The 26,584-nt window shown below is 55.0% G+C and carries 21 protein-coding genes and 2 tRNA genes; 10 read left to right on the top strand and 13 right to left on the bottom strand.

The features are described from left to right. The first annotated feature begins 44 nt into the window (after positions 1–44). From tsaE to trxA (TH468_RS05545), 6 genes are all read left to right on the top strand, one after another. Positions 45–521 carry a tRNA (adenosine(37)-N6)-threonylcarbamoyltransferase complex ATPase subunit type 1 TsaE gene (gene tsaE, locus TH468_RS05570; protein WP_085642593.1) on the top strand — a complete coding sequence of 159 codons (477 nt, stop codon included), beginning with the start codon at positions 45–47 and terminating at the stop codon, positions 519–521. Next, on the top strand, positions 518–1,615 hold the full coding sequence (locus TH468_RS05565) for an aminoglycoside phosphotransferase family protein (RefSeq protein ID WP_085642592.1): 1,098 nt from the start codon (positions 518–520) through the stop codon (positions 1,613–1,615). Before tsaE ends, TH468_RS05565 begins: the two co-directional genes overlap by 4 nt. After that, positions 1,615–2,388: a nucleotidyltransferase family protein gene (locus TH468_RS05560; RefSeq protein ID WP_085642591.1), complete on the top strand. Its 774-nt coding sequence runs from the start codon at positions 1,615–1,617 to the stop codon at positions 2,386–2,388. Before TH468_RS05565 ends, TH468_RS05560 begins: the two co-directional genes overlap by 1 nt. Continuing rightward, positions 2,388–5,522 (top strand): double-strand break repair protein AddB, encoded by a 3,135-nt coding sequence (gene addB / locus TH468_RS05555; protein WP_085642590.1) that lies wholly within the window; start codon positions 2,388–2,390, stop codon positions 5,520–5,522. The genes TH468_RS05560 and addB overlap by 1 nt, the downstream gene beginning before the upstream one ends. Beyond that, positions 5,519–8,980 (top strand): double-strand break repair helicase AddA, encoded by a 3,462-nt coding sequence (gene addA / locus TH468_RS05550; RefSeq protein ID WP_085642589.1) that lies wholly within the window; start codon positions 5,519–5,521, stop codon positions 8,978–8,980. The genes addB and addA overlap by 4 nt, the downstream gene beginning before the upstream one ends. Positions 8,981–9,084: 104 nt before the next feature. Beyond that, on the top strand, positions 9,085–9,405 hold the full coding sequence (trxA, locus tag TH468_RS05545) for a thioredoxin TrxA (RefSeq protein ID WP_007088718.1): 321 nt from the start codon (positions 9,085–9,087) through the stop codon (positions 9,403–9,405). Between the two features lie 99 nt (positions 9,406–9,504). On the opposite strand, the gene TH468_RS05540 is transcribed toward trxA (TH468_RS05545), so the two are convergent. From TH468_RS05540 to TH468_RS21575, 8 genes are all read right to left on the bottom strand, one after another. Next, entirely contained in the window at positions 9,505–11,187 is a 1,683-nt protein-coding gene (locus TH468_RS05540) for a methyl-accepting chemotaxis protein (protein WP_085642987.1), read from the bottom strand. Between the two features lie 235 nt (positions 11,188–11,422). Continuing rightward, entirely contained in the window at positions 11,423–13,108 is a 1,686-nt protein-coding gene (locus TH468_RS05535; protein ID WP_085642588.1) for a methyl-accepting chemotaxis protein, read from the bottom strand. Positions 13,109–13,371: 263 nt separating this feature from the next. Further along, the gene (locus tag TH468_RS05530; protein ID WP_085642587.1) at positions 13,372–15,849 is read right to left on the bottom strand and encodes a DNA translocase FtsK; all 2,478 of its coding nucleotides are present in this window, start codon (positions 15,847–15,849) and stop codon (positions 13,372–13,374) included. Between the two features lie 47 nt (positions 15,850–15,896). Continuing rightward, positions 15,897–17,102, bottom strand: a complete 1,206-nt coding sequence (locus TH468_RS05525) for an aminotransferase class I/II-fold pyridoxal phosphate-dependent enzyme (protein WP_085642586.1) — start codon at positions 17,100–17,102, stop codon at positions 15,897–15,899. Positions 17,103–17,293: 191 nt separating this feature from the next. Further along, positions 17,294–18,532, bottom strand: coding sequence for an ammonium transporter (locus tag TH468_RS05520; protein WP_085642985.1), 1,239 nt, complete (start codon positions 18,530–18,532; stop codon positions 17,294–17,296). Between the two features lie 345 nt (positions 18,533–18,877). Further along, positions 18,878–20,206 carry an ammonium transporter gene (locus TH468_RS05515; RefSeq protein ID WP_051682296.1) on the bottom strand — a complete coding sequence of 443 codons (1,329 nt, stop codon included), beginning with the start codon at positions 20,204–20,206 and terminating at the stop codon, positions 18,878–18,880. Between the two features lie 23 nt (positions 20,207–20,229). Next, a complete protein-coding gene (locus tag TH468_RS05510; protein ID WP_007088725.1) occupies positions 20,230–20,568 on the bottom strand; it encodes a P-II family nitrogen regulator in 339 nt (112 codons plus the stop codon). 127 nt (positions 20,569–20,695) lie between these two features. Continuing rightward, positions 20,696–21,172 (bottom strand): hypothetical protein, encoded by a 477-nt coding sequence (locus TH468_RS21575; protein WP_168177085.1) that lies wholly within the window; start codon positions 21,170–21,172, stop codon positions 20,696–20,698. On the opposite strand from TH468_RS21575, the gene TH468_RS05505 reads away from it, so the two are divergent. Beyond that, a complete protein-coding gene (locus TH468_RS05505; RefSeq protein WP_246832225.1) occupies positions 21,101–22,309 on the top strand; it encodes a UbiH/UbiF/VisC/COQ6 family ubiquinone biosynthesis hydroxylase in 1,209 nt (402 codons plus the stop codon). The two genes, TH468_RS21575 and TH468_RS05505, sit on opposite strands and share 72 nt — an antisense overlap. Positions 22,310–22,512: 203 nt before the next feature. Beyond that, entirely contained in the window at positions 22,513–23,172 is a 660-nt protein-coding gene (locus tag TH468_RS05500; RefSeq protein WP_085642983.1) for an OmpW family protein, read from the top strand. Positions 23,173–23,284: 112 nt separating this feature from the next. Here the strand turns inward: TH468_RS05500 and TH468_RS05495 are convergent, their stop codons facing one another. The 5 genes from TH468_RS05495 to TH468_RS05475 all read right to left on the bottom strand — a co-directional run bounded on the left by TH468_RS05495 (position 23,285) and on the right by TH468_RS05475 (position 26,148). Further along, the gene (locus TH468_RS05495; RefSeq protein ID WP_085642584.1) at positions 23,285–23,671 is read right to left on the bottom strand and encodes a gamma-butyrobetaine hydroxylase-like domain-containing protein; all 387 of its coding nucleotides are present in this window, start codon (positions 23,669–23,671) and stop codon (positions 23,285–23,287) included. 14 nt (positions 23,672–23,685) lie between these two features. After that, positions 23,686–23,874 carry a Trm112 family protein gene (locus tag TH468_RS05490; RefSeq protein ID WP_062950936.1) on the bottom strand — a complete coding sequence of 63 codons (189 nt, stop codon included), beginning with the start codon at positions 23,872–23,874 and terminating at the stop codon, positions 23,686–23,688. Positions 23,875–23,894: 20 nt separating this feature from the next. Continuing rightward, positions 23,895–24,581, bottom strand: a complete 687-nt coding sequence (locus tag TH468_RS05485; RefSeq protein WP_085642583.1) for an LON peptidase substrate-binding domain-containing protein — start codon at positions 24,579–24,581, stop codon at positions 23,895–23,897. Beyond that, positions 24,578–25,504 carry a thioredoxin gene (trxA, locus tag TH468_RS05480; protein WP_085642582.1) on the bottom strand — a complete coding sequence of 309 codons (927 nt, stop codon included), beginning with the start codon at positions 25,502–25,504 and terminating at the stop codon, positions 24,578–24,580. Before trxA (TH468_RS05480) ends, TH468_RS05485 begins: the two co-directional genes overlap by 4 nt. Positions 25,505–25,638: 134 nt before the next feature. Next, positions 25,639–26,148: a prolyl-tRNA synthetase associated domain-containing protein gene (locus TH468_RS05475; RefSeq protein WP_085642581.1), complete on the bottom strand. Its 510-nt coding sequence runs from the start codon at positions 26,146–26,148 to the stop codon at positions 25,639–25,641. A gap of 217 nt (positions 26,149–26,365) precedes the next feature. Between TH468_RS05475 and TH468_RS05470 the strand changes: the two genes are divergently transcribed. Beyond that, a tRNA-Gly gene (locus TH468_RS05470) sits at positions 26,366–26,440 on the top strand. A 35-nt stretch (positions 26,441–26,475) separates the two neighbouring features. Next, a tRNA-Gly gene (locus TH468_RS05465) sits at positions 26,476–26,550 on the top strand. Positions 26,551–26,584 lie beyond the last annotated feature (34 nt).

Here is a 26,584-nt window from a genome sequence, read left to right as displayed (position 1 = left end):
TCACCCTACAACTAGGATCAGAACACAATTATTCGACGGATATCATGAGCAAGACAGTCACTGTCAGTGATCAGAAAGGTACCGAAACCCTTGCCGGGCACCTTGCCGCCCTTGCAAAAGCCGGTGATGTGATCCTGATGCACGGGACGTTGGGAATGGGGAAAAGTGCGTTTTGCCGCGCCTATATCCGCGCACTTGCCGGTAATCCGCATGAAGAAGTCCCAAGCCCGACCTTCACACTGGTTCAGATTTACGAACTTGATCCGGTCCCGGTCTGGCATTTCGATCTTTACCGGCTTTCCGATCCCGAAGAAATCCACGAACTTGATATCGAGGACGCCTTTACCGATGGTGTCAGCCTGATAGAATGGCCTGACCGGTTGGAATATCTGACACCGCAAGACCGGCTTGATATTCATATCGAACCCGGATCAAACCCAGATGCGCGCGTTTTTCAACTGGTCCCGCATGGCGAGGATTGGGAAAAACGGATAACAAATCTGCCCGGGGTCGCATCATGACCGTGATTAGACGTCAGGATGTAATCGACAGATTTCTGCGCGAAAATGGCTGGGCTGATATTGAACCCGTCGCATTGGTTGATGATGCATCGGCGCGAAAATACTACCGTCTGGATAATGGGCGACAGACCGCCCTTCTGATGGATTTTCCGCCTGACGCGATCAGTGTCGACCCGCACGGTATTCATGAAAACCCGGAACGTCCGGCTTCGGTCACGCCGGTTATTGCAACGACATCACTGCTGTCGCAAGCCGGTTGGCGTATCCCCGCGATATATGCAAGCGATGTTGCGCTTGGCCTTGTCCTGATCGAGGATTTTGGCGATCTGACCTTTACCCGCGCACTTGATCTGAGCGGGGCCTCCAAACCGGCACTTTATCTGCGCGCGGTGGATCAGCTCATCACCCTGCACCGGTATTGTGATACCCGGTTTGAAAGTGCGGATTCCGGGCTGGTCCGATACGCGCCAGACAATTTCAAGCGCATGCTGCAAAGCTTCAAGACCGATTATCTGCCATTGATCGTGACGGATGACGCAAAGCGTAGCCGGGCCATCGTCGAATTTGATGCGATGCTTGAGGCCGTGTTGCCGAACTGCTGGAAATCCGGCGAGGTGATCATTCACCGCGATTATCACGTTGATAATCTGATGCTGGTTGAAAATGACGAGGGCGGCGAGGATTGCGGCATCATTGATTTTCAGGATGCGGCAATTGCCCCGCGGCCCTATGATCTGGTGTCGCTTTTGCGCGATGTGCGTCATGATATCGGTGTCGAACTTGAAAACAGCCTGAAAGACCGATATTGCGCGGCCTTTGAAAATCTTGATCGTTCCGATTTCGAAATGTCTTATGCTGCCTGCAATATGGTAAGGAACTTCAGGATCTTGGGCCGGTTCGGCTGGCTCGCGATCAAGGCGGGCAAACGACGCTATTTCGATTTCATCCCGCGTTGCTGGGAATTGATCCTGCGCGATGCAGACCGCAATCTGCCTGAATTGGCAGCGTGGATTGCACATCATATCCCGGTTGAGGCACGAATGGCTCCGTCACTGGCCAACTCGCAGCAATCGTCCGAACAGGGGGCATCCTGATGAGGGATAGGAACGCAAAGGCGCAAGCAATGGTTCTGGCTGCCGGGCTTGGCAAACGCATGCGTCCGATCACCGATCACATGCCAAAGCCGCTGGTGCCGGTTGCAGGCAAGCCGATGCTTGATCACGTACTTGATAAGCTGGCCTTGGCGGGCTTTGATCAGGCTGTGGTCAACAGCCATTATCTGGGACAGATGATTGTAGATCATGTTGCCAGCCGGACAATGCCAAGGGTTCTTTGCTCGCCCGAGGAAGACCTGCTTGAAACAGGCGGTGGGGTGAAAAAGGCCCTGCCGATGCTTGATGATCAGGCCGTGCTGGTTGCCAACGCAGATGTTTTCTGGACCGAGGGCGCGGAGCCGCTTTTTGATCGCCTGACAGAGGCATTCGATCCGGACCATATGGATGCATTGCTTGCGATCTATCCGGTCGAAGGGGCGTTTGGTTATGACGGTGCTGGTGATTTCTTCTGGCAGGTCGATGGCCGTTTGAAGCGTCGCGGCGATGCCGTGTCTGCCCCATATTTCTTTACCGGTGTTCAGATTCTGTCGCCGCGATTGTTTGAAAATACCCCTGATGGCGCATTTTCATCAAATCTGGTTTACGACAAGGCATTGGCATCGGGGCGTTGCTTCGGTCTGGTTCATGACGGGGATTATTTCCATATCGGCACGCCAGAAGCATTGGCCGATGCCGAAATCGTCATCGCAGATGCATTGGCACATGAAAGTACCGCCAGAATGGCAAAAGCAGCCAAATCCGGGGGCGATTGATGGCGGATCTGTTCGATTATATGGACGCCGCCGATACCTTTGCCGCACCGGCGGCACAGCCGGAAAACCTGTTTTATATTCCGCCGGGTGCCGCCTTTGCCGATCTGATTGCAAAACAGCTGATTGCCGAAACGGCCAGCCAGCCCGTTGCCTTGTCCGACTATGTCCTGATGGTGCCCAATCGCCGTTCGGCCAAGGTGATGCGCGATGCGTTTCTGCGTCAATCAAATGGCGCGGTGACGATGCTGCCAACCATCCGCGCGCTGGGCGAGGCGGACGAGGATGAACTGGCGATCTATGGTGCCGGTGGGGAACAGGCGGCCCTTGATCTACCGCCATCCATTCCCGATCTGCAACGGAAATTGCTGTTAACCCGACTGATCATGAACCGGCCCGATCACAAGGGCGATAAACCAACTGCGGATCAGGCCGCCCGTCTTGCCGGCGAACTGGCGCGATTTCTTGATCAGGTGCAGATCGAAAACTGCAAATTTGATGATCTTAAGGGGCTGGTGCCTGCCGAATTTGCCGAACATTGGCAATTGACGCTGGAATTCCTGCAAATCCTCACGTTGCACTGGCCCGCCATTCTCGAAACCTATCAGGTCAGTGACCGGGCTATGCGCCGCAATGCCCTGATTGCCGCCCAGATCACGCTTTGGCGCGAAAACCCGCCCGCGACACCAATCATTGTCGCAGGCTCAACCGGCCCGTTTCCAGCATTGCGCGATCTGATGAGCGCGGTTTTGAACATGCCGCATGGTCGTGTGGTCCTGCCGGGTCTGATGACGGGCTTGGGGCGTGACGACTGGCAGGCGATTGGCGAGGATGCCACCCATCCGCAACATCTTTTGGGCACGACATTGCGTCATATCGGGCGTGATCCGGCGACGGTTCTGCTTTGGCCATCGGTGCCTGCGGCGAACCCGGCCCAGGAAGAACGCCGCCGTTTGGCCCGCGAAGCCCTGCGCCCGGCACAAACCACCGATCAATGGCGCCATGCTGGCAATTTCGCATCCGATGTGCTTGATGGTGTGCTGCGTATCGATTGTTCCGGTGCCCGCGAGGAGGCGGCGACAATTGCCCTTCTGATGCGTGACGCGCTTGAAGTGCCGGGCAAGACATGCGCACTGGTAACACCCGACCGGGGACTGGCACGGCGCGTGGCAACCGAACTTCGCCGCTGGGAGGTCGAGGTTGATGACTCGGCCGGTATCCCTTTGCACGACACCGCACCAGCCATTTATCTGCGCCTTGTCGTGCGCGCCGTGCAGGAACAGTTTGCCCCGGTGCCCTTGCTGGAGCTTCTGAAACATCCGCTCAGCGCGGCAGGCTTGCCGCCCGAACAGTTCCGTGTCCTGACCCGGCAGATGGAACAATATGTTTTGCGCGGTGCGCGTCCCGGTCCGGGTTTGGACGGGTTGCAGGTGGCGCTGGATGGCTGGCGTGACGAGACGATTGATCGTATCACCGCGTCCGGTGCGGATAATGCGGCCCCGCGGATTGAACGCATCCGCGATGATCATGCGCGACTTTCCGATCTGATTTCCCGGTTTGAAGACAGTCTTGCGCCTTTGCTCGATCTGATGGATGAAAAATCGATCTCGCCGGTGGGGGCCCTGCGCAGTCACATCATGGCCGCCGAAGCCCTTGCCGCAAGCGACGTGCAGGATGGTGTCGAACGGCTTTGGCGTGGCGAGGCGGGCGAAGCCCTGGCTGATTTCGTCCACGAATTATTGCAGGCCCTGACAGATTTCGTTCCGATGCCGGGTATCCGGTATGCAGCCTTTCTGGATGCCTTGATGGCTGATCGTGCGGTGCGTCCGCGTTATGGCAAACATCCGCGCCTGTTTATCTGGGGCACGGTCGAAGCCCAGATGCAACAGGCCGATCTGACCATTCTGGGCGGTTTGAACGAGGGTGTCTGGCCGCCCGAAGCCGGGGCCGATCCATGGATGAGCCGCCCGATGCGGCGTAATTTCGGCCTTCCGGCACCTGAACATCGCGTTGGTCAGTCGGCCCATGATTTTCAGCAGCTATTTTGCGCGCCAGACGTTGTGATGACCCGGGCCCTGCGCGTTGAAGGCACGCCAACTGTGCCGTCCCGCTGGTTGTTACGGATTGAAAACATTCTTCGGAAGTCGGGCGTTTCAATGGAAAAGCCGGATGCCCATGGGTGGCGTGCCTTGGCCGATCTGCTGGATGAACCGCGCGATGACATGCGCCGCAAAATTGGCCGCCCGGCCCCGACACCACCGGTTTCGGTCCGGCCGCAGCGCTTGTCGGTTACCCAGATTGAAACATGGATGCGTGATCCGTATGCGATCTATGCCCGGCATATCCTTGGTTTACTCAAACTTGACGGGGTGGACGAAGATCCCGGCGCGGCGGATTACGGCAACCTGATCCATGATGCCCTTGATCAGTTTATTTCGAGATACCCCGATCATCTGCCACCGGATGGCGAACAGGAATTGATCATGATCGGGCGGGCGGTGTTCAAACCGCTTGCGGCCCGGCCCGGCCTTTGGGCGTTCTGGTGGCCACGGTTCGAGAGGATTGCCCGCTGGTTCATCCAGACGGAAGCCGCGCGCCGGGATCATGTGCGCAGATCCTATACCGAACAATCCGGCACGCTTGAAACCGCGACCGGGTTCGAAGTTTATGCCCGTGCGGACCGGATTGACATGCTGCGCGATGGCGGGATCGCGATCATTGATTATAAAACCGGCATGCCGCCCAGCCAGACAGACGTTGCCAATGGCTTTGCCCCGCAATTGCCGCTTGAGGCCGCGATTGCGCAGGATGGCGGATTTAAGGATGTCCCTGCCGGTCCACCGGCTTCCATGGCGTTCTGGAAGCTTTCCGGTGGCGACCCCGCAGGTGAAATCCGCGAGATTGATACCAAACGCATGAAAACCACCCCGGCGGAGCTTGCACGTGATGCGGTGGCCGGGGTCAATGCACTTGCCACCGCATTTGACGACGAAAACACACCTTATCTGAGTGTGCCGCACCCGGATCATGCGCCAAAATATTCCGATTATGTTCATCTCGCACGCCTGCGCGAATGGATGGGCAGCGAGGATACGGAGCAAGAGGACAGCAAAGATAATGGGGCGCGCGACGCATGACCGAAATTCGCGGCACCGATCCCAATATCCTGCAACGCAATGCGTCCGACCCGATGGCCTCGGTCTGGGTGTCGGCATCGGCCGGTGCGGGCAAGACAAAGGTTCTGTCGGATCGGGTGTTGCGCCTGATGCTGTCGGGGACCGAACCCCATCGTATTCTGTGTCTGACCTTTACCAAGGCTGCGGCGGCGGAAATGGCCAACCGTGTCAATGAACGGCTGGGTCATTGGGCCACCATGGAAGATCGTGAACTTCATGACGATCTTTTCAATCTGGCTGGCACCGCGCCAAGTGGCGATGAAACGCGTCGCGCGCGCCGCCTGTTTGCATCGGTCCTTGATGCGCCGGGCGGGATGAAAATCCAGACGATCCATGCTTTTTGCCAGTCATTGCTGCGTCGCTTCCCGCTTGAGGCCGGTCTGGCACCGCATTTTGAAATCATGGATGACCGGACTGCGGCCGAAACCATGGCCGATGTGCAGGAAGAAGTGCTGGCTTTTGCCCGAAATGGCCGGGACGACGATCTGGCGGATGCCCTGTCGGTCGTGACCGGACAGGTCCGCGAAGGTGCCTTTGGCGAAGTCATGGGGGAACTGGCGCGTGAACGTGGCCGTTTGAAACGCATGCTGGCCCATCATGGTGGTGCCAACCGGATGCGCGATGCGGTCTACGCAGCCCTTGGTGTTCCGGTCGGGCAGGACGAGGATGCTGTATTGCGCAGGGCCCTGTCTGATGATGCGTTTGACCGCGACGGCCTGATGCGCGGGTTGGCCGCGTTGGAGGCCGGGACCAAAACAGATCAGGACCGCGTCCCGGCACTGGCGCAATTCCTTGAAAAAACCGGTATCGAGGATCGGCTGGCGGTATTTTCAGATTATCGCGGTGTTTTCTTTACCGCCGCGGGCGAACCACGTGCCAAGCTGATCACGAAAAAGGCCGCCGAAAATCACCCGATGGGAGCCGACGCACTGGAAGCCGAATGTGCGCGCCTGATCGAAGTCGACCGTTTGCGCAAGGCCGCAGCCCTGGCCGGGGCCACGGCGGCCCTGATCAGCATCGGAAATGCGATGCTGGATCGTTATGCCGCCAAAAAGGCCCTGCATGCCCGCCTTGACTATGATGATCTGATCCTGACAAGCCTGCGGTTGTTGCAACAACAGGCCGGGATTGCCGGGTGGGTTTTGTTCAAACTCGACGAAGGTCTTGACCATATCCTGATTGACGAGGCACAGGACACCAACCCCGAACAATGGGAAGTGGTGCGCATTCTGGCCGAGGAATTCTTTGCTGGTGCCGGGCAGCATGATGAAAAACCACGGACAATCTTTGCCGTTGGGGATGCGAAACAATCGATTTACAGCTTCCAGCGCGCCGATCCCGAAAAATTCACCCAGATGCGGGCCTATTTCCGCGAACGAGCACGCGAAATCGAAGCCGAATGGCGCGAAGTCCCGATGAACATATCCTTCCGTTCGACCGATGCGGTTTTGGGCACGGTAGACCGGGTTTTTGCCGGGATGATCGCGAAGCAGGGGGTCGGCGACGATGGTGCTGATGTCAGCCATAGTCCGTTCCGCGTCGGGCAGGCCGGGCGGATTGAATTATGGCCTGCGGTCGAACCGCAGGAACGTGACGCCGAAGACCCATGGACGCCACCAACCCGCATCGTGCGCCTCGAAGACCCGGAAATCAGGCTGGCACGGGTCATTGCCGGGCGTATCCGCCATGCCATCGATACGGGCGAGAAACTGATATCGCGGGATCGTCCGGTGCGGGCAGGTGATTTCATGATCCTGGTGCGGCGTCGTACCGCCTTTGTCGATGAGGTCGTCAAGGCGCTGAAGGAACGAAACGTTCCGGTCGCCGGTGTGGACCGCATGCAGATCACCGATCAGCTTGCTGTGATGGACCTGATCGCCTTTGGCCGGTTCCTGTTGATGCCCGAAGATGACCTGACGCTGGCCGAGGTGCTCAAAAGCCCGCTGATCGGGTTTGATGATGATCAGCTATTTGCAGTCGCCCATAACCGTCCGCGCACCCTTTGGCTTGCCTTGCGCGAAAAGGCGGGCAGTGATGATGCCAATCCGGCTTTCCTTTCGGCCTATCAATTCCTGTCGAAATGGCTGGGGCGGGTTGATTACGAACGGCCGTTCGAACTGTTTGCCGAACTTCTGGGCGGGCGCGGTGATGATGCGCGCGGGGTGCGCGCACGGTTGGTCGGGCGGCTCGGGATCGAAGCAAACGACCCGATTGACGAACTCCTTAACCTTGCCATGGGCTACGAAGCCGATCATGCGCCGACCTTGCAGGGGTTCCTGCACTGGCTGATGGCAGGCGACGCCGAAATCAAGCGTGACCTTGAACAAAGCGGCCGTGATGAGGTCCGGATCATGACGGTGCATGGGGCCAAGGGCCTGCAGGCGCCCATCGTATTCCTGCCCGATACCATGCAGGTACCAACACAGGCGCCCAACCTGTTCTGGCAGGAAGATCGCGACCTGATGTATTGGCTGCCACGTGTGGCATTGGAAACCGATGTGGTGTCGCGTCTGCGTGACGGTATCGCGATCAAGCGCGATCAGGAATATAACCGCCTACTGTATGTGGCGCTGACGCGCGCCGAAGACCGGCTTTATATCTGCGGCTGGCAGGGCAAGCGCAAGGCACCCGATCATTGCTGGTACAATCTGTGTCAGCAGGCCATGGAGGGCTACGCCCGATCCGAGCCGTTTGATTTTTCCGATTTTTCCGGGTCCGGCTGGACGGGGGATGGCTGGGTATGGGAAACCGATCAGCGCGAAGCTCCCCGGGCCGACAAGGTCGAAACCGCAAGCGGTGCGACAGATTTGCCCAAACGGACCCTGATTCGCGATATCGCCCCGATCGAGGCCTTTCCGCCCAAGCCATTGGCACCCAGCCGTCCGCTGGAAGAAGAACCGTCTGTGCAATCGCCATTGGGCGGTGACCAGGGCCAAAGCTTCAAACGCGGGCTTCTGATTCACAAGCTGCTTGAATTGCTGCCGGACCTGCCTGATGCCAAAAGGCGGGCGGCTGCCGAACGCTTCCTTGCTCAGCCGGTTCATGCGCTTGATGCAGACCAGCAGCGCGAAATCACCAATGAAACAATCGCGATTTTTGAGAATCCCGAATTCGCACCTGTTTTTGATGCCGGATCAAAGGCCGAGGTGCCGCTGGTCGGGATCGTCGGCGGGGATGTCGTTTCCGCACAGATTGACCGTCTGGTCGTACGTGAAAACGAGGTGATGATCGTTGATTTTAAAACAAATCGTCCGCCCCCGCGCGATGTCGAGGGGACACCACGTGCCTATCGTCGGCAGATGTCGATTTACCGGGCCGCATTAAGCCAGATGTATCCGGACAAACGCATTCGCTGTTTCATCCTTTGGACCAATGGACCATGGATGGTAGAGCTGCCTGAACACATCATGAGACTGTAACGCGCTTGACGTTTGCGTCAGTGCTGCCTACCTTTGCCTCCATACAGCGGATCGAGGTGAGCGGTTTACCCCACTTGGCCTCGTAACAACCAGGAACTGATAGTATGACCACGATTAAAGTATCCGATACTTCGTTCGATTCCGACGTTCTGGGTTCCAACGACCCGGTTCTCGTCGATTTCTGGGCGGAATGGTGTGGCCCGTGTAAACAGATTGCGCCGTATCTGGACGAAATTGCTGGCGAACTGGGCGGCAAGCTCAAGATTGCCAAGGTAAACATCGACGAAAACCCGAACACCCCGGCGAAATACGGTGTGCGCGGTATCCCGACCCTGATGATCTTCAAGGGTGGCGAAGTTGCAGCGATGAAAGTTGGCGCGCTGCCGAAAAGCGCTCTGGTTGACTGGATCAATCAGTCGATCTGATCATCTGATCGGTGACGATCTTAAAACATCAAAAGGCGGGCTGTGTCATGCAGCCCGCCTTTTTCTATGACCTGTAATCGGAGACCTGTATCAGATTGATCATGCCGCCCGGATGTTGGCCAGGAAATCGTTGATTTGAGACATCAGGACGTGTGACTTGTCGCTAAGGCTTTCCGCAGCATCCATGACTTCACCAGAAGCGCCTCGTTCGTCTTCGGCAGAGTGCCTGAGGCCGTTGACATTGCGTGACACTTCCTTGGTTCCCTCGGCGGCTTCGGACACATTACGGGCAATTTCACCCGTGGCGGCATCCTGTTCGCTGACGGCTGCGGCAATTCCACCTGCAACTTCGTTCAATTCGTTCATCCGACCCGAAAGGTGCTGGATAGCGCCCAGCGCATTTTGTGTCGATGACTGGATATCGTTGATCTGGGTTGCGATGTCTTCGGTTGCGCGGGTGGTTTGATTGGCAAGGTTCTTGACCTCCGCGGCCACCACGGCAAACCCTTTACCAGCTTCTCCTGCCCGTGCTGCTTCAATGGTCGCATTCAGTGCAAGAAGATTTGTTTGTTCTGCAATCGACTGGATCAATTCAACAACTTCGCCAATCTTGTCGGATGCATTTCCGAGTGCAGCAAAGATAGAGCTGGCTTCCTCGGCTTCTTCGGCACCCGACTGGGCAATCTGCGAACTACGATTGACCTGAAGTGTGATTTCATCGATCGCGGCGGCAAGCTGTTCGGCGGCGGAAGCGACAGTGTCCACATTTGCCGACGCTTCTTCTGTTGCCGCCGCAACAGCGGTGGCTTGGTTGGTTGTCGACACCGATTGATCCATCATGTGGCTGGCTGTGCTGCGAAGCTGCGTCACCGCTGCATTAACAACTGTAAGGTTCCCGGCAACCTCTGTTTCAAAGTTGCGGACCATTGCATCGATCTTTTTGGCACGCTGAAGCTGTGCTTCCTGGTTTTCCTGCTGTTCACGTTCAAGTTTGTCGGCTTGAAGACGATTCTCGCGGAAAATCAGCAATGCCCGTTGCAGGTCGCCAATTTCATCTTTGCGATCTGAATTTGTGATGGCGATTTCGGTATTGCCGTTTGCCAGATTGTTGATCGCGGTGGTAATCGATTTAAGCGGACGAGATGTCGACCGGTCGATCATGACGCCGAGTACAGCGATGATGAAAAGCATGGCAAATGCGACCACAATGTTGGCAATCGCGCGCTGCCAGAATAATGCATCAACATCATCAATATAAATGCCGGTGGCAACGATCCAGCCAAACGGCGCGACTTTGGCATAGGAAAGTTTGGGGAATGTGCCTTCCTTCCCCGGCTTGTTCCAGGTGTACGGGACAAAAACACCGTCGCGCTGTCCGGCAGCCTTTGCCAATTCTACAAACAGGGCAATTCCGTTCGGGTCCTTGATGTCACGGCCTTGCTTGCCATTCAACTGTGGCTGGACAGGGTGCAAAACAATTCTGGTATCCGGCTTGAATACAAAAACGTAATTGTCATCGCCAAAACGTTGCGCATTCAAGGCTGCTAGCGCCTGCTCTCGGGCATCTTCATCCGACAATTGTCCGTCTTTGGAAAGTTGCTGATAATGCTCCAGAGTCGTGTTGGCCATTTCAACAACATTGCGAACAGTGTTTTTACGATCATCAACCATGGTCGCGCGAAGGTTGATTAAATCAATTGCTGAAAGAGTGGTCAACGCAAGCGCAACGAGCACCAGAACCAGTCGTAGTTTTGTCGATATGGAAAGATTGGATAGGGTCATGAGCGTTTCCAGATAAGCCGTTGGTGGCATTCACGCCTCATCTCCAAAGCGTGTGGGGACGATGTTTCTGCCTGTTGTGTTATTCTTTTCCGGTTTTAGGCTTTTTCTAGACTGGAAATCTTGCGATAGATCAAAATCAACTGAAAGTTGCTTTTTGTCTTTTCCGAATGTGCCGTCCTAAAATACGTTGACGGTTTTCAGGACGGCACAGCTGAAAGTTCCGTATCAGATTGGCTTATGCCGCCCTGATATCATTCAGAAACTGTTTGATTTGCTCCATCAGGTTCTGCGATTTGCTGTTCAGGCTGCCGGATGCCGCCAGAACCTGACCGGATGCTTCACGTTCTTCTTCGGCGGCCTTGCGCAAGCCGACGACGTTTTGCGCGACATCCTTGGTGCCGGTTGCGGCTTCGGCAACGTTGCGGGCGATTTCGCCGGTTGCTGCATCCTGTTCACGTACGGCGGCGGCAATGCTTGCCGAAACCTCGTTCAGTTCCTTCATCCGACCCGAAAGGTGCTGGATCGCGCCCAGTGCATTCTGGGTCGATTCCTGAATGCCGCCGATTTGACCTGCAATGTCTTCGGTCGCGCGCGTGGTCTGGTTGGCAAGGTTTTTGACCTCGGCCGCAACCACGGCAAAGCCTTTTCCGGCATCACCGGCACGGGCGGCCTCGATTGTGGCGTTGAGTGCCAGAAGATTGGTTTGCTCGGCAATCGACTGGATCAGTTCAACCACTTGCCCGATTTTGTCGGAAGCCGTTCCAAGTTCAGCAAAAATCGTACTTGCGTCATCGGCTTCGTTTGCACCCGACTGTGCGATATCAGAGCTTCGCGAAACCTGCGACGTGATTTCATCGATGGATGCCGCAAGCTGTTCTGCCGCGGCAGCAACGGTATCGACATTGGCTGCTGCCTGTTCGGTTGCCACGGCAACGTTGGCCGCACGGCCCGTGGTTTCGTCAGACTGGCTGGCCATGCCTGTTGCCGTGGTGCGTAATTGCTCCAACGCGCTGTGAACCGTCGACAGATTGCCTTCGACTTCGATCTCGAAACTTTTAATCAGCTTTTCGATCTTTTCTGCGCGGGCAATCTGAATCTTGTGTGTATCTTTCTGCTCCTGTTCAAGCTTTTCGGCCTTTTCGCGGTTTGACCTGAAAACATCAAGCGAGCGGGCCAGCGCACCGATTTCATCACGTCGATCTGTTTCGTTTGTGGTGACGCTGGTATCGCCTTGGGCCAATCTGTTAAGCGCCTCGGTGATCATTCGCAAGGGTCGGGTTGTTGATCTGTCAATCGCAAGTCCAGCCATTCCGATGACGATCAGCATGGCAATCGCAACAGCGATGTCATTGATGGCGGTTTGCCAGAAAATGTCATCAACATCATCGATATAAACGCCGGTTGTTATCACCCAGCCCCACGGCTTGAATGTTTCGGCATAGGCCAGTTTGGGAAATACCCCGTCATGCCCCGGTTTGTTCCACTCATAGGTCAGGAAACCGCCTTCGGGATTACGGGCCGCCTTGACCATTTCATCAAGGATCGGGACACCGTTGACGTCAATTACCTGTTTGCCGTTCTGACCGTTCAGTTTTGGCTGGATCGGATGCAGGATAACCTTGGTATCAAGACCCAGTACAAAGACATAATTATTGTCAGCGTAACGGGCATTCTGAATAAACTCTGTTGCACGGGTCTGCGCTTCTTCGAGGGTGATCTCACCGGATTTGGCGAGCTGATCATAATGGCTAAAGATCGAACGGGTCATATCGACGACTTGCCGGACATTGGCTTTCTTTTCTTCGACCAGTGCAGATCGCAGGGTCACAAGATCAAAGACCGCCAGACCTCCCAGCGAAAAAGCCGTCATTACCAGTACCATCCGCAATTTGGCGGAAAGCGAGAAATTGGAGAGTTTCATCGGGTTCTCCGTATTTGGATGTAAACGGCGGAAACTGCATGCAGCAAAAGCTGTCAGATCAGCATAGCTGCAACATAGGGTTGTACAGATGTGCGGTTTTATAAAAAGAGCTTTGCCATTTGTTCCTGATCGAAATCAGAAAACCCGTGATAAAATGAAGAATCCTCAGTGAAATCAGTATCGCGGCGAGATCCGTAAATGAAAGAGGGATGCACATGGCATCCCTCTTTCATTTGTTGATGATATTTTTGGTTGCAGGAGGATCAGTATTCGTAAGGTGATCCGTCCATGTTTTCCATCAGGACTTCACGTTTGCCGACATGGTTGGCCGACGAAACAATGCCGTTTTCTTCCATCTGTTCGATGATGCGGGCTGCGCGGTTATACCCGATAGACAATTTGCGCTGGATAAAGCTGGTGGATGCCTTCTTCTCGCGCAGGACAATGCCGACAGCCTGATTATACAGATCATCATCCGATCCATTCCCACCGCCGTCTGAACCGCCGCCACCGGCCATATAAGCCGCGACCGGATCTTCTTCCGGTTCTTCGGTAACGGTTTCAAGATAGGCCGGATCGCCCTGATCGCGCAGATGGGCGACGATGCTTTCGACTTCCTCGTCCGATACAAACGGACCATGGACGCGCTGCAATCGGCCGCCTTGGCCCATATACAGCATATCCCCCTGACCCAGAAGCTGCTCGGCACCCATTTCGCCAAGAATGGTCCGGGAATCGATTTTCGATGTCACGGAATAGGAAATTCGGGTCGGGAAGTTTGCTTTGATCGTACCGGTAATAACGTCCACCGACGGGCGCTGGGTCGCCATGATCAGGTGCAGGCCAGCGGCACGGGCCATCTGTGCCAGTCGCTGGATCGATGCCTCGACATCCTTGCCCGCCACCAGCATCAGATCGGCCATTTCGTCGACGATAACCACAATAAACGGCAGTGGCTCCATCGGCAGTTCCTGATCTTCAAAGATCGGTTTGCCGGTTTCGGGATCAAAGCCCGTCTGGACGCGGCGCGTCAGCTGTTCGCCCTTGGCGGCTGCTTCCTTGATGCGTTTGTTATAGCCCGCGATGTTACGCACACCGACCTGGCTCATAGCGCGATAACGGTCTTCCATTTCGCGCACCGCCCATTTAAGGGCAACAACCGCCTTGTGCGGGTCGGTCACAACCGGCGTCAGAAGATGCGGGATACCGTCATAAATCGACAGTTCCAGCATCTTCGGATCGATCATGATGAAACGGCATTCTTCCGGCTTCAGGCGATAGAGCAACGACAGGATCATCGCGTTCACACCAACCGATTTACCCGAGCCGGTGGTACCGGCAATCAGCAGGTGCGGCATCTTCGACAGGTCGGCAATTACCGGTGTGCCGCCGATATCCTTGCCAAGGCTCATATTGAGTTTGCCGGTATTCTTTTCGAAATCGCTTGATGCCAGAATTTCGTGCAAATGTACGGTTTCGCGGCGTGCGTTTGGCAATTCGATACCGATGACATTGCGCCCCGGTACCACCGCGACACGGGCAGCAATCGCGCTCATGGAACGTGCGATATCATCGGCCAGACCGATCACGCGTGATGACTTAACGCCTGCTGCCGGTTCAAGTTCATAAAGGGTAACAACCGGCCCGGGGCGAACCTGAACGATTTCGCCCTTGACGCCGAAGTCCTGAAGAACGGTTTCCAGAAGGCGGGCATTTTGCGCCAATGCTTCCTGATCAATCTGGGTTGCGTCTGCCGGGTCGGGTTCATGCAAAAGGCTAAGCGGCGGGAATCGGTAATCGTCTGATCCAAGATCAAACGACGCCTGACGCTGGGCCGATGCTTTTTCGCCGGGCTGCAATTTTGCCGCCGGTGCGGCGACGATATGAACCGGCGGGGCGTGGTCGGCTTCATTGTAATCATCATCGAAATCATCGTCGTCATTGTTATGCGACGATGTTGCGGCTTGCAGGCGGGTACTGATGGCAGCACCGAGGCCGGGTTTCCTCTTATCAAGTGACGGTTCCTGACGCATGCGCGGATTACGGGCGGCTGTCCGTTCGCCCGGGCGGTCATCTGTTGAATTGCCAGGAATGCCGCGGCCGATTGCGGAAATGATACCGCCTGCGATACGCGACAGGATCGAGCCGACTTTCTGCCATTCAGACATGTGATAGGCCATGCAGAACATGGTCAGGAAAAGACCAAGTATCATTGCAATCAGCGCAATCAGCGGACGTGCACCTGGCACGCCAATCATTTCGAACCCGTATTGAAGCTTGGAAAGCAGTAGATCACCGGCAAAACCACCAAACCCGACCGTGAGCGGCCAGTGCATACCCGGTCGGACCGCGGCAGCCGCGGTGGCGACCATCAGCAGGGCAAGCGGTAAAACCAGAAAACGTGCCCACATCCAGTTGAACGGCCGAACCGCAATCAGCCGCAGACCCCAGCCGAGGATCAAGACAGTAAGCAGCGCCGATGCCAGACCAAGCGTGCGCAACAACAGATCGGCGGTATAAGCCCCGAATGTTCCAAGCGGGTTAAAGATCACATCGCGATCAGCCGCATGGTTGAAAGACGGATCACCGGGATGAAAACCGATCAGCATCATGAAAAGTGCGATTGCTGCGCCAACCAGCGCAAGCCCGCAAAGCTGCAATCCGCTTCGTTTCAGCAGATTGACAAGACTGCCCGGCATAAAGGCGGTGCTGCGTGCGAGAAGGTTGGACTGACTGCTCATCGGGGTATCCGTTGTCGTTTCGTCGCTGTTGATCGGGTAGACTTGGTTCAGCTCAGAGCATCGGCGATACGTCGAAGCCCTTCGCGGGTGGTTTCAAGGTCATGAACAAGGGCAATGCGGATAAAGCGTTTTCCTGGATTGTTGCCATCTGCATCCGTGATCGACAGATAACTGCCCGGAATGACTTTTACCCCGGCTTCCATCCATATTCTTTTGGTTGCTGCTTCATCATCACCGACATCAAGCCACAGGAAAAAGCCCCCCGGCGGGCGATAGAAACCAAACCGGTTGCCAAAAATTTCCTGCGCGACATCAATCTTGGCGCGATAAAGATCACGGTTTTCCGATGCGTGGGCATCATCGGCCCACAGTTCGGCGGATGCGGCCATGATCGGCATCGGAATCGTCGCCGAGCAATAGCTGCGCAATGCGTTGAAGCGTTTGATAATCACGGGATCACCGGCAACGAACCCTGAACGAAGGCCCGGCGCGCTGGATCGTTTTGACAGGCTATGGAAAACAACGACATTGTCCATGCGTCCCTGTGCCGCACAGATTTCAAGGGCACCAACCGGGGCCTCACGGTCATAGATATCGGCGTAGCATTCATCCATCGCCAGAACGAAATCATGTTCCTGCGCCATTGCAATAATGCGTTCAAGATAGTCGCGTGATGCAACGGCCCCTTGCGGGTTCGCCGGTGAACACAGGAAAAACAGGCGACACGCCTTAAGCGTTTCGATATCGATCTGATCAAGGTCAGGCATGAAACCGGTTTCCGGATCTGCTGCCAGCGGCACCATTTCCGCATCATTAAGGACTGCCGCACCGCAATAGACCTGATAGAACGGATTGGGCAAAAGAACCTTGGGTTTCGGGCCGGGCTGATCCTGCGGAATGACACAGGTTGCAATCAGATAAAGGGCCTCGCGTGTTCCGGCGACCGGCAGGATATGAGCATCCCGATCAATCATGCCATCCGGCAGGTCATAACGGCGGTCAAGCCATCCCTTGATCGCACTGCGCAGTTCCGGCGTGCCGTTTCCGGGCGGGTATTTGTGCCAGAGGCTGGCGTATTTCACCATGGCCTCGGTGATCATCGCGGGGGGCTCGTGCTGCGGCTCGCCAATCGACATCACCAATGGCGTCTTGCCGGGTTCTAGCCCTTGTAACAGGGCAGCAAGCCGTGGGAACGGATAGGCGGGCAATTGATCAAGGCGCTGGTTAAACATCGCGTTCGGCATTCCGGTCATGAATGGATCCGTCACATATCAACAGGCGTCAAAATGCAGGTATCCGCAAAATGTGGGCAATCTCCCCTGACTTTACCCCTATGCCAAAAATACAAAGAAAGATTTAAGGGCAAGGGTTGGAATAACGAAAAAGCCCGGAAAGATGCGCTTTCCGGGCTTTTGACAGAAAATCTGGGCAAAGAATTGGCAGATCAGCTTGCGCGCAGATCATCCTCGGGATAGGCGCCGATTTTATGGATCGATATATCTGCACCATCGAACTCGTCTTCTTCGGACAGTCGAAGGCCGATGGTCCGTTTGATCATGCCGTAAACCACAAATCCCGAAATTGCGGCAAAGCTTGCTCCGATCAACGATCCGGCAAGCTGGGCGCCGAATGAAACGCCCCCCATGCCGCCAAGGGCTTCGAGCCCGAAAATGCCACATGCGATGCCCCCCATCAGGCCGCACATGCCATGTAACGGCCAGACACCCAGCACGTCGTCTATCTTCCATTTTGCCTGACACTGATTAAAGCCCCAGACAAACAGAACACCCGCAATACCGCCAGTCACCAATGCGCCGATCGGGTGCATGACATCCGACCCGGCACAAACGGCAACCAGTCCTGCAAGTGCACCGTTGTGAACGAAACCGGGATCGTTACGTCCGGCGACCAGTGCCGTCAGAATGCCCCCAACCATTGCCATCAGCGAATTGACCGCGACCAGCCCGGTAATGCCGCTAACCGATTGGGCCGACATGACGTTGAAGCCAAACCAGCCAACGCAAAGTACCCATGATCCGAGTGCCAGAAACGGGATGTTGGAGGGCGGAATACCAACCAGCCCGCCGGTTTTGGTGTAACGCCCGCGCCGGACACCAAGCGATATGACAGCACCCAGTGCGATCCAGCCGCCAACAGCATGGACAACAATGGAACCTGCAAAATCGTGGAAAGGTGTGCCAAAGGTGGCCTCAATCATATCCTGGAAGCCAAAACTATTGTTCCAGACCATGCCTTCAAACAGCGGATAAAAGATGCCAACCAGAATGGCGGTGGCAATAAGCTGGGGATAAAACCGCGCCCGTTCGGCGATACCACCGGAAATGATGGCAGGGATTGCGGCGGCAAAGGTCAGCAGGAAAAAGAATTTGACCAGATCATAGCCGCTGGACGCGAAAGGATGCTGTCCGTCAACCATCGCAGATCCGCTAAGAACCGCGGCATTGCTAAAGAAATCAACTCCATAGGCAACGCCATAGCCGATGAAAAAATAGGCAATGGTGGAAACGGCAAAATCGACGATGATTTTAACCAGGGCGTTTACCTGGTTTTTCTTGCGTACGGTTCCGACTTCAAGAAAGGCGAAACCGGCATGCATGGCGAGCACCATAATAGCGCCCATCAGGACGAAAAATACGTCCGAGGCGGTCTGGAATGCCTCCATCGGGCAACCCCCATTTGTTAAATGCGTTTCCTCACGGTCCGGTCTGCGGGGCGCAGCCGGATTCTTGTTCAGGGGCCCCAACATCAATTTCTGTGCCAACAGGGTAATATGATTGATTGGGACAATGGGAAACGGGGCTTTGCCGGGGGAAAATCGATCACGCTGATATCCGGCGGCGTAACAGCCGGATCGGATCGCTTGCATGTCTTGTGATCATAATTGTGCCTAAAAAGGCAGCATGGGAAGAATACAAAAAGCCCGCCAATGGGAAATGCCAAGGCGGGCCAGTTGGTCTGACAGGCTGGGTGCCATGCGAACATGGCACCCGTCAGGAAATCTGATCGCTTAGAAGCGCTGCGAACCTTTACCGAATTCAGGATAAGCTTCGAGGCCAAGCTCGACAGCATCGCTGCCCAGTGCTTCTTCTTCTTCGCTAAGGCGAATGCCAACCGTGAATTTCAGGATCAGCCACACGATTGCTGATGCAACAATGGTGAAGGCACCCATCGCAACAACACCGGTCAGCTGAACACCAAACGATGCACCGTCATTGGTAAACGGAACAGCCATGGTGCCCCAGATACCGCAGACAAGGTGAACCGAAACAGCGCCGACAACGTCATCGATTTTCAGTTTGTCGAGCAGCGGAACTGCAACAACAACCAGAATACCGCCGATGGCGCCGATGATGATGGCGGAACCGATGGTCGGGGTGTCCGGGCCAGCAGTAATCGAGACCAGACCAGCCAGTGCACCGTTAAGTGCCATGGTAAGGTCGACCTTTTTGTAAAGGATCTGGGTCAGGATTGCTGCGGCAACAACGCCACCGGCAGCAGCCATCGAGGTGTTGCCATAGATGTTGGCAATCGCGATAACGTCAGCAGCCGAACCCATTGCAAGCTGCGAACCACCGTTGAAGCCGAACCAGCCGAGCCACAGAACGAAGGTACCAAGTGTTGCCAGCGGCAGGTTCGAACCGGGCATCGGATGAACCGAACCGTCCGCACCATATTTGCCTTTACGTGCACCAAGGATGATTGCGCCGGTCAAAGCCGCCCAGCCACCAACCGAGTGAACAATGGTCGAGCCTGCGAAATCGGCAAAGCCCATTTCAGACAGCCAGCCACCACCCCAGGTCCAGGAACCGGTAATCGGATACATAATACCGGTCAGGACGACGACGAAAATCATGAAGGGCCACAGTTTGATACGTTCGGCAACGGTGCCGGAAACGATCGAAGCTGCGGTTGCAACGAACACCATCTGGAAGAACCAGTCGGAGGTTGCCGAATACCCGCCAGAGAAATCGCCACCAAGTGCAGCAGCGTCATCAGCGCTCCACAGGCTGAGCGAACCGATCCAGCCGGAAACGTCCATATACATAAGGTTATAACCGATCAGGTAATACATGATACCTGCAACGGCGAAGAGGGCGATGTTTTTGAAAAGAATGGTCGATACGTTTTTGGTCCGCACCAGGCCGGATTCCAGCATGGCAAAGCCGGCGGCCATCCACATCACCAGCGCACCGCTAAACAGGAAGCTGAAGGTGTTGAGGATGTATTGGGTCTCGGCCGGAACGCCCGCGTCCTGAGCAAAGGCCGGTGATGTGATTGCCAGCGCAGCGGCCCCGGCAAGAGCGGCAAAGCCGGTTTTCTTCATCGGAATGTTCATAATGTCTCCCCTTGTCTCTGGACTTACAGGGCGTCGTCGCCGGTTTCGCCCGTGCGGATACGTACCGCCTGGCTCACATCAAGAACGAAAATCTTTCCGTCCCCAATTTTCCCGGTCTGAGCAGTTTTGGTGATGGCTTCGACAACCTGATCAACCAGATTATCCGTGATCGCGACTTCCAGCTTCACTTTGGGCAGGAAGCTGACCATGTATTCAGCACCACGATAAATTTCGGTCTGGCCTTTCTGGCGGCCAAAACCTTTGACTTCAGTCACCGTCAGGCCCTGAACGCCAAGCGCACTAAGTGCTTCGCGGACTTCATCGAGCTTGAATGGCTTAATGACAGCAGTAACGAGTTTCATAATATTGCGACCTCCCGGCATATCCGTTGAGTACCGACGTGGTAATCACGATTTCGCAGTCGCAACCTACAAACCAAGAATCGTGCCAGATTCGAAATTCATCTTTTAAGTGATTGAAATAAAATGATTAAGTGTGGTTAACGGGTAAGTCTTCACCAAAGGCGAGTGGGTTGGAGAATACAAAATGTGCATAGATTTTGGCGCTGTTTAAAATTTGTGCATATTTTTTAATCAACCTTGACGCTCTGGAAAATCCGTTTTTAGTCAATGCGATGTCGCTGCCTGTGGGTTTTGCCGGGATAACCCAAGGTGCATGATCAGGGATCAGGACCGATAAAACCTGGGTTCTTCCACCAATTGGGTGATCAATTTGTCGCTCTGGCTTGTGATGAAGAGGTCCGCGGGTTAAATCAGAAGCACCATTCGGCAGTTTTTGCGTATAACCTGTTGGAAAGTGATATGGCTTTGCGGCGATCTCTGATGTCTGCGGCCACAGAAGAAAGTAAGGGTTTGCATAATGGGTGCTTCGGAAATGATCCAGACCGATGTCATTATTCTTGGTGGTGGCCTGAATGGTGCTGCGATGGGGCTTGCTTTGGCTCATGGCGGTATTCGATCTGTTGTCATTGACCAGGCTGACCCGAAAACCATCCTCACTGCCAATTATGACGGACGTACTTGCGCCATAGCTGCGGCTTCCCGGTCCGTGCTTGATGTGATCGGTGCATGGAAATACATGGCGGACGAAGCCGAACCGATCCTTGATATCAGGATTGCAGACGGCGTAAGTCCGCTGTTCCTTCATTATGATCATAAAGATGTCGGAAACCAGCCTCTGGGCTACATCGTCGAGAATCTGATCACGCGTGGCGCGCTTTATCGGGCTATTGCCGAAACCGATCTGGTCGAAATGATCGCACCGGCACGTGTTGAAACCATTGCACGTGATCAGGGCGGCATGACGGTTACATTGTCAGATGGCCGGTCTATCCGCGGCGCGTTGGCCATTGGCGCCGAAGGGCGCAATTCGATGCTGCGGAATTGGGCGGGCATCAAGACCTACCAATGGAGCTACAAGCAAAGTGCGGTGGTCTGTACGGTCAAGCACAAGGTGCCCCATAACGGTCTTGCCGTGGAGCATTTCCTGCCCGCTGGCCCGTTTGCGATTTTGCCGATGACCGATGATCGTTGTTCGATTGTCTGGACGGAAACAACCGATCTTGCCAATTATCTTGTCAATCTGGACGAGGAGACGTTTGTCGACGAACTGCATCGGCGATTTGACGGCTATCTTGGTGATCTTGAAGTCATTGGCCCGCGTTTCTGTTATCCGCTTGGCCTGCAGCATGCCTATCGCTACACCGACCCGCGTATTGCCCTGATCGGGGATGCGGCACATGGCATGCACCCGATTGCCGGGCAGGGGCTTAATATGGGGATACGCGATGTCGCCGCCCTGGCGGAAATTCTCGTCGAAGCCCGCCGCCTTGGCCGCGATATCGGTGGTTCTGATGTTCTGGCTGAATATGAACAATGGCGCCGGTTTGACAACACCGTGATGCTGGCGGTGACCGATTTGACCAATCGGCTGTTTTCCAACGATGTTGCACCGGTGCGCTGGGCGCGCGATATCGGGCTTGCTGTGGTTCAGAAAATCCCGCCGCTCAAAAAGACTTTCATGTCCCATGCCATGGGATATGCCGGGACTCTGCCGCGCCTGATGCAGGGTAAGCCTCTTTAGATCCTCGCCACGTAGATGCTGATTGACGCAAAAGGCGATCTTTTATCTCCAAAGATCGCCTTTTGGTTTGGTTATCTGCGCGCAGTTAATAACAATTCAAAATTGTGTCGCTTTTTGTCGTGCTGTGTTGATTTGAGTCAAGCTTTTCGCATTTGCGAAGATGCAGTGTCCCCGTGACGTATTTTTGAATGCAGGGGATAAACATGACACTTACCCGGAAATTGATGGCCACTGTGGCCAGCTGTGCTGTTGTTGGCACGATGATGATTGCGGCAACTGGCGCACAGGCGCAGGAAGCGGCATTTAAAACGAAACAGGCAGGCGATATTGTGATTCGCGGTCGTGTTGTCGGGGTTGTTCCGGACGAAGACATCACCAGCGGCACGCTTGCGGGTGAAGGCAAGGTTGATGACGATGTTATTCCTGAAGTGGATTTTTCCTACTTCATTACTGATAACATTGCGCTGGAACTGATCGCTGGTACCTCTCAGCATGACGTGACTTGGAATACCGGGTCCAGCAATCTGGACCTTGGCAGTGTGCGTCTGCTGCCGCCGACTTTGACCGCACAATATCACTTCATGGCTGATCAGCGTTTCAGCCCGTATATTGGTGCCGGCATCAATTACACATTCTTCTATGACAGCAAACCGGGTCAGTTCAATTCCGTCAAATATGACGATGGCTTTGGCTATGCCTTCCAGGCCGGTTTTGACTATGCGATCTCCGGTCCGTGGTCGCTGAACGTTGATGTTAAAAAGATTTATCTGAATACCGACGTGTCGGTAAATGGTGGCGCCACCAAAGCGGATGCCGATCTTGATCCGTGGCTGTTCGGTGTTGGTGTCGGTTACCGCTTCTGATCACTGCCGACGGCAAACTTTCCGGTTTGTTGTCTGATCCCAAGAACGGTCCTGTCACATGGCAGGGCTGTTTTTTGTTTATGGGGCCGGATCAGAGGGGGGGGCTGATGCCTTAACGCCGTACGGGATCGCGTGACAGGCCACGCATCTCGAGTGCACGAAGGTAATCAGTCCAGAGCTGATCCTGATTGGCATGCAGGTCACGCAGATATTGCCAGCTGTACAATCCGCTATCATGCAGATCATCAAATGTAAGGCGCACCGCATAGTTCCCGACCGGGACGATGTCGATAATGCCGACATGGCGACGCCCGGGGATGATTTTCTTTTCGGACGGATGATGTCCCTGAACCTCGGCAGACGGGCTTTCGACCCGCAGAAGTTCGGCACTGAATTTTGACGTCAGCCCATCATCCCAGATAATTTCCAGAATGTGGTCGTCACGCAGATAGTTGATTTCAACCGGACTGAACCGCGGGGTAAAGCTGTGTTCCGACATGAAAGCCGTCACAATCAATCTTCGATGACGCGTGCTTCGTCGGGCAGCATGATCGGAATGCCGTCACGGATCGGATAGGCAAGGCCCGCCTTAACGCTGATCAGCTCATTCTGTTCGCGATTATATTCCAGCGTTTCCTTCGTGACCGGGCAAACGAGGATTTCAAGCAGTTTCGGGTCTACCGGGCTATGTGTCGCGGTCATTGTCTGGCCTTCATATCACTTTAATTGGTGGCTGTTTGCGGGGCCCGTGGATGGGCCGCCATTTCCAGTAAGGTTGTCAGCATATCGCCGCGATCATACAGGCTTGCGCATTCGAGCAAAGCCTGTTTTTCAAGCGGGCTGAGCCGGCATCCCATTGCGATGGCGGTCACCAGCATTTCATCATCGGTATCGCTGAGCGTATCCCAGCAGGAACGCAATGAATGCTGGGCAAAATAGCCTTCCATCGCCTGTCGAAGACGATCGCGATCGATGGGCTGCAAATCCGGCGAGGGCAGCAGCAGGTCATCCTTCCATGCCGCAAAATCACCCAGAACGGCACGATATCCGCCTTTTTGCATTGGCAGTTCTTCGATGATGTTGAATCTGCAAACACCCGTCAAAGTGATCAGGAAACGACCATCATCCGTTTCGCTGAACGCCGTGATGCGACCCGCGCAGCCGGTCTGGAATACCGGCGGGTTGTCGGGGTCCATGTGATAGGTGTTCCGTCCGTCCGGACGTGGCTGAACCATGCCGATCATGCGGTCCTGTCCCAGTGCATCCGTGATCATGTTCAGATAGCGGGGCTCGAAGATATTGAGCGGCAGATGGCCACGCGGCAGCAAAAGCGCGCCACTTAACGGAAAAACCGGCATTGTATCTGGAAGATCCGAGAAGCTGGGATCAAAAGGACCGCATATGCTCATGAAAACAAAACCGTCGAGAGTGCGCGGCGCCCCGCAACGCTGGCCGGGTCCATCGGCCCCCAGGCCTCGAAAAACTTGATCAGCTGGGTGCGACCGGCATCGTCGTTCCAGCCGCGATCCTTGCGAATGATCGCAATCATGGCGTTGACGGCTTCATCACGCTTGTTCGTGGCAAAGCAGGCCATGCCCAAATCAAACTGTGCCTGCAGGTCTTCCGGATTGGCGGCCACTTTGGCGCGCGCAACATCAAGGTCTTCCTTGCTGTAGCCGGTTTCCGCCAGTTCAAGCGCACTGATCGCGGATGCAATTGGTGCTTTCAGGCGATCCGCTTCGGCCATGTTATCCACAAAATGGCGGGTTTCTTCAATTTCACCCATCGCTACCATGCAGCGGATCATGCCGCCGATTGCTGTTTCGTTTTGCGGTTCACGTTCAAGGACGCCAACATAAAGGCCGTGGGCTGTTTCATGGTCGTCATCTGCAAGTGCGCCTGCCGCCTGATCCAGAATTGCGGCAATCGGGCTTTCGATCGGGCCGCCTGCTAGGCGCTCGTAAAAGGCGCGGACTTCGCTTTCGGGCTGCGCACCCTGAAAACCATCAACCGGACGGCCGCCTTTGAAGGCATAGACCGTCGGAACCGATTGGATGCGCAATTGCATCGCCAGTTCCTGGTTTTCATCGATATTGACCTTGACCAGCTTTACGCGCCCGCCAGCTTCACGTGTGACCTTTTCGATGGTCGGGGTCAGGCTTTTGCATGGACCGCACCAAGGGGCCCAGAAATCGACGACAACAGGCACTTCCATCGAGGGTTCGATGACGTCCTGGACAAAGGTTTCTACGCCGCTGTCCTTGATCAGGTCTTTGTCCTGTCCGGCGGTGGGGGCGGCATTCGCAGCGGTGGCGTCAAGAATGATGGACATTATCGTTTACTCTCTAATTCTGAATTCTAGATGATGCCGCAACCGCTGTTCGACAAGGGGCTCCAGCATAACATTAGGAAAATCTTATAGTTTAATGTTTCGCGGTAAAAGGCTTTATGAGCATTTGTTCGGAATCAGAACGAACCAATTTCCTCGTCAAAATCAACAATTCTGATTTCATAGCCAAGACTGGTGATAAATCGAAGCAGATCATCCGATTGAATTGTCGTGGTTCTATCATTCCGCAAGGGGTGGAAGTTAAGAATGTCGCCTTTGGCCAGCTTCGCATCGAGGGCGAAGTTAACCTTGCGCGAATGATCGTTGATCAGGGCAAACGGCGTGACCGATCCCGGAATGACGCCAAGCGTTTCAAGCAGCAGTTCCGGTTTGCCAAACGAAAGGCGCGCGCAGCCCAGTGTCTTGTGCAAATGGTTCATGCGGATTTCGGTATTTTCCTCAGCCACGACAAGCCACAGGGCATCCTTCTTGTCTTTGACAAAAAGGTTCTTGGAATGAAGGCCTGGCAAATCCCCGCGCAGCTTTTGCGAATCCTCAACCGTAAACAGGGGGACATGCTCGTGCGTGCTGGTTTTGATCCCAAGATTTTCGAGATAATCGAAAAGTGCGGTTGATGGATCACTCATCCTGTTTTCCTTCTGGCTGGGTCGCGCGAAGATGGTCAGATTGCAATTAGGACGCAAATTGCAGCATGTTGGCGTGATTTCCCCGTTTTAAGGGTAAAAAGTCAAGGAAAACCGCCATTTTGGATGTGGCGGCGATTTGATGGAAAAAAGGGTTGCAATCACGTTTTGTTGGGCTATTATCCGCGCCGCTCCACAGGGGCAGGAAATACTGATGAATGCGGGCGTAGCTCAGGGGTAGAGCATAACCTTGCCAAGGTTAGGGTCGAGAGTTCGAATCTCTTCGCCCGCTCCATCAGGTGGTTTCCTTAATCATGCTTTCATGATGATGCGGGCGTAGCTCAGGGGTAGAGCATAACCTTGCCAAGGTTAGGGTCGAGAGTTCGAATCTCTTCGCCCGCTCCATGATGAAAGTTAAAAAAGGCTGTCCTTTGGGGCA

The sequence above is a fragment of the Thalassospira sp. MCCC 1A03138 genome (assembly GCF_002115785.1).
In the GTDB taxonomy this organism is placed as follows: domain Bacteria; phylum Pseudomonadota; class Alphaproteobacteria; order Rhodospirillales; family Thalassospiraceae; genus Thalassospira.
The sequence above is the reverse complement of the archived record's forward strand: the minus strand, read 5'-3'. Positions and strand labels throughout refer to the sequence as shown.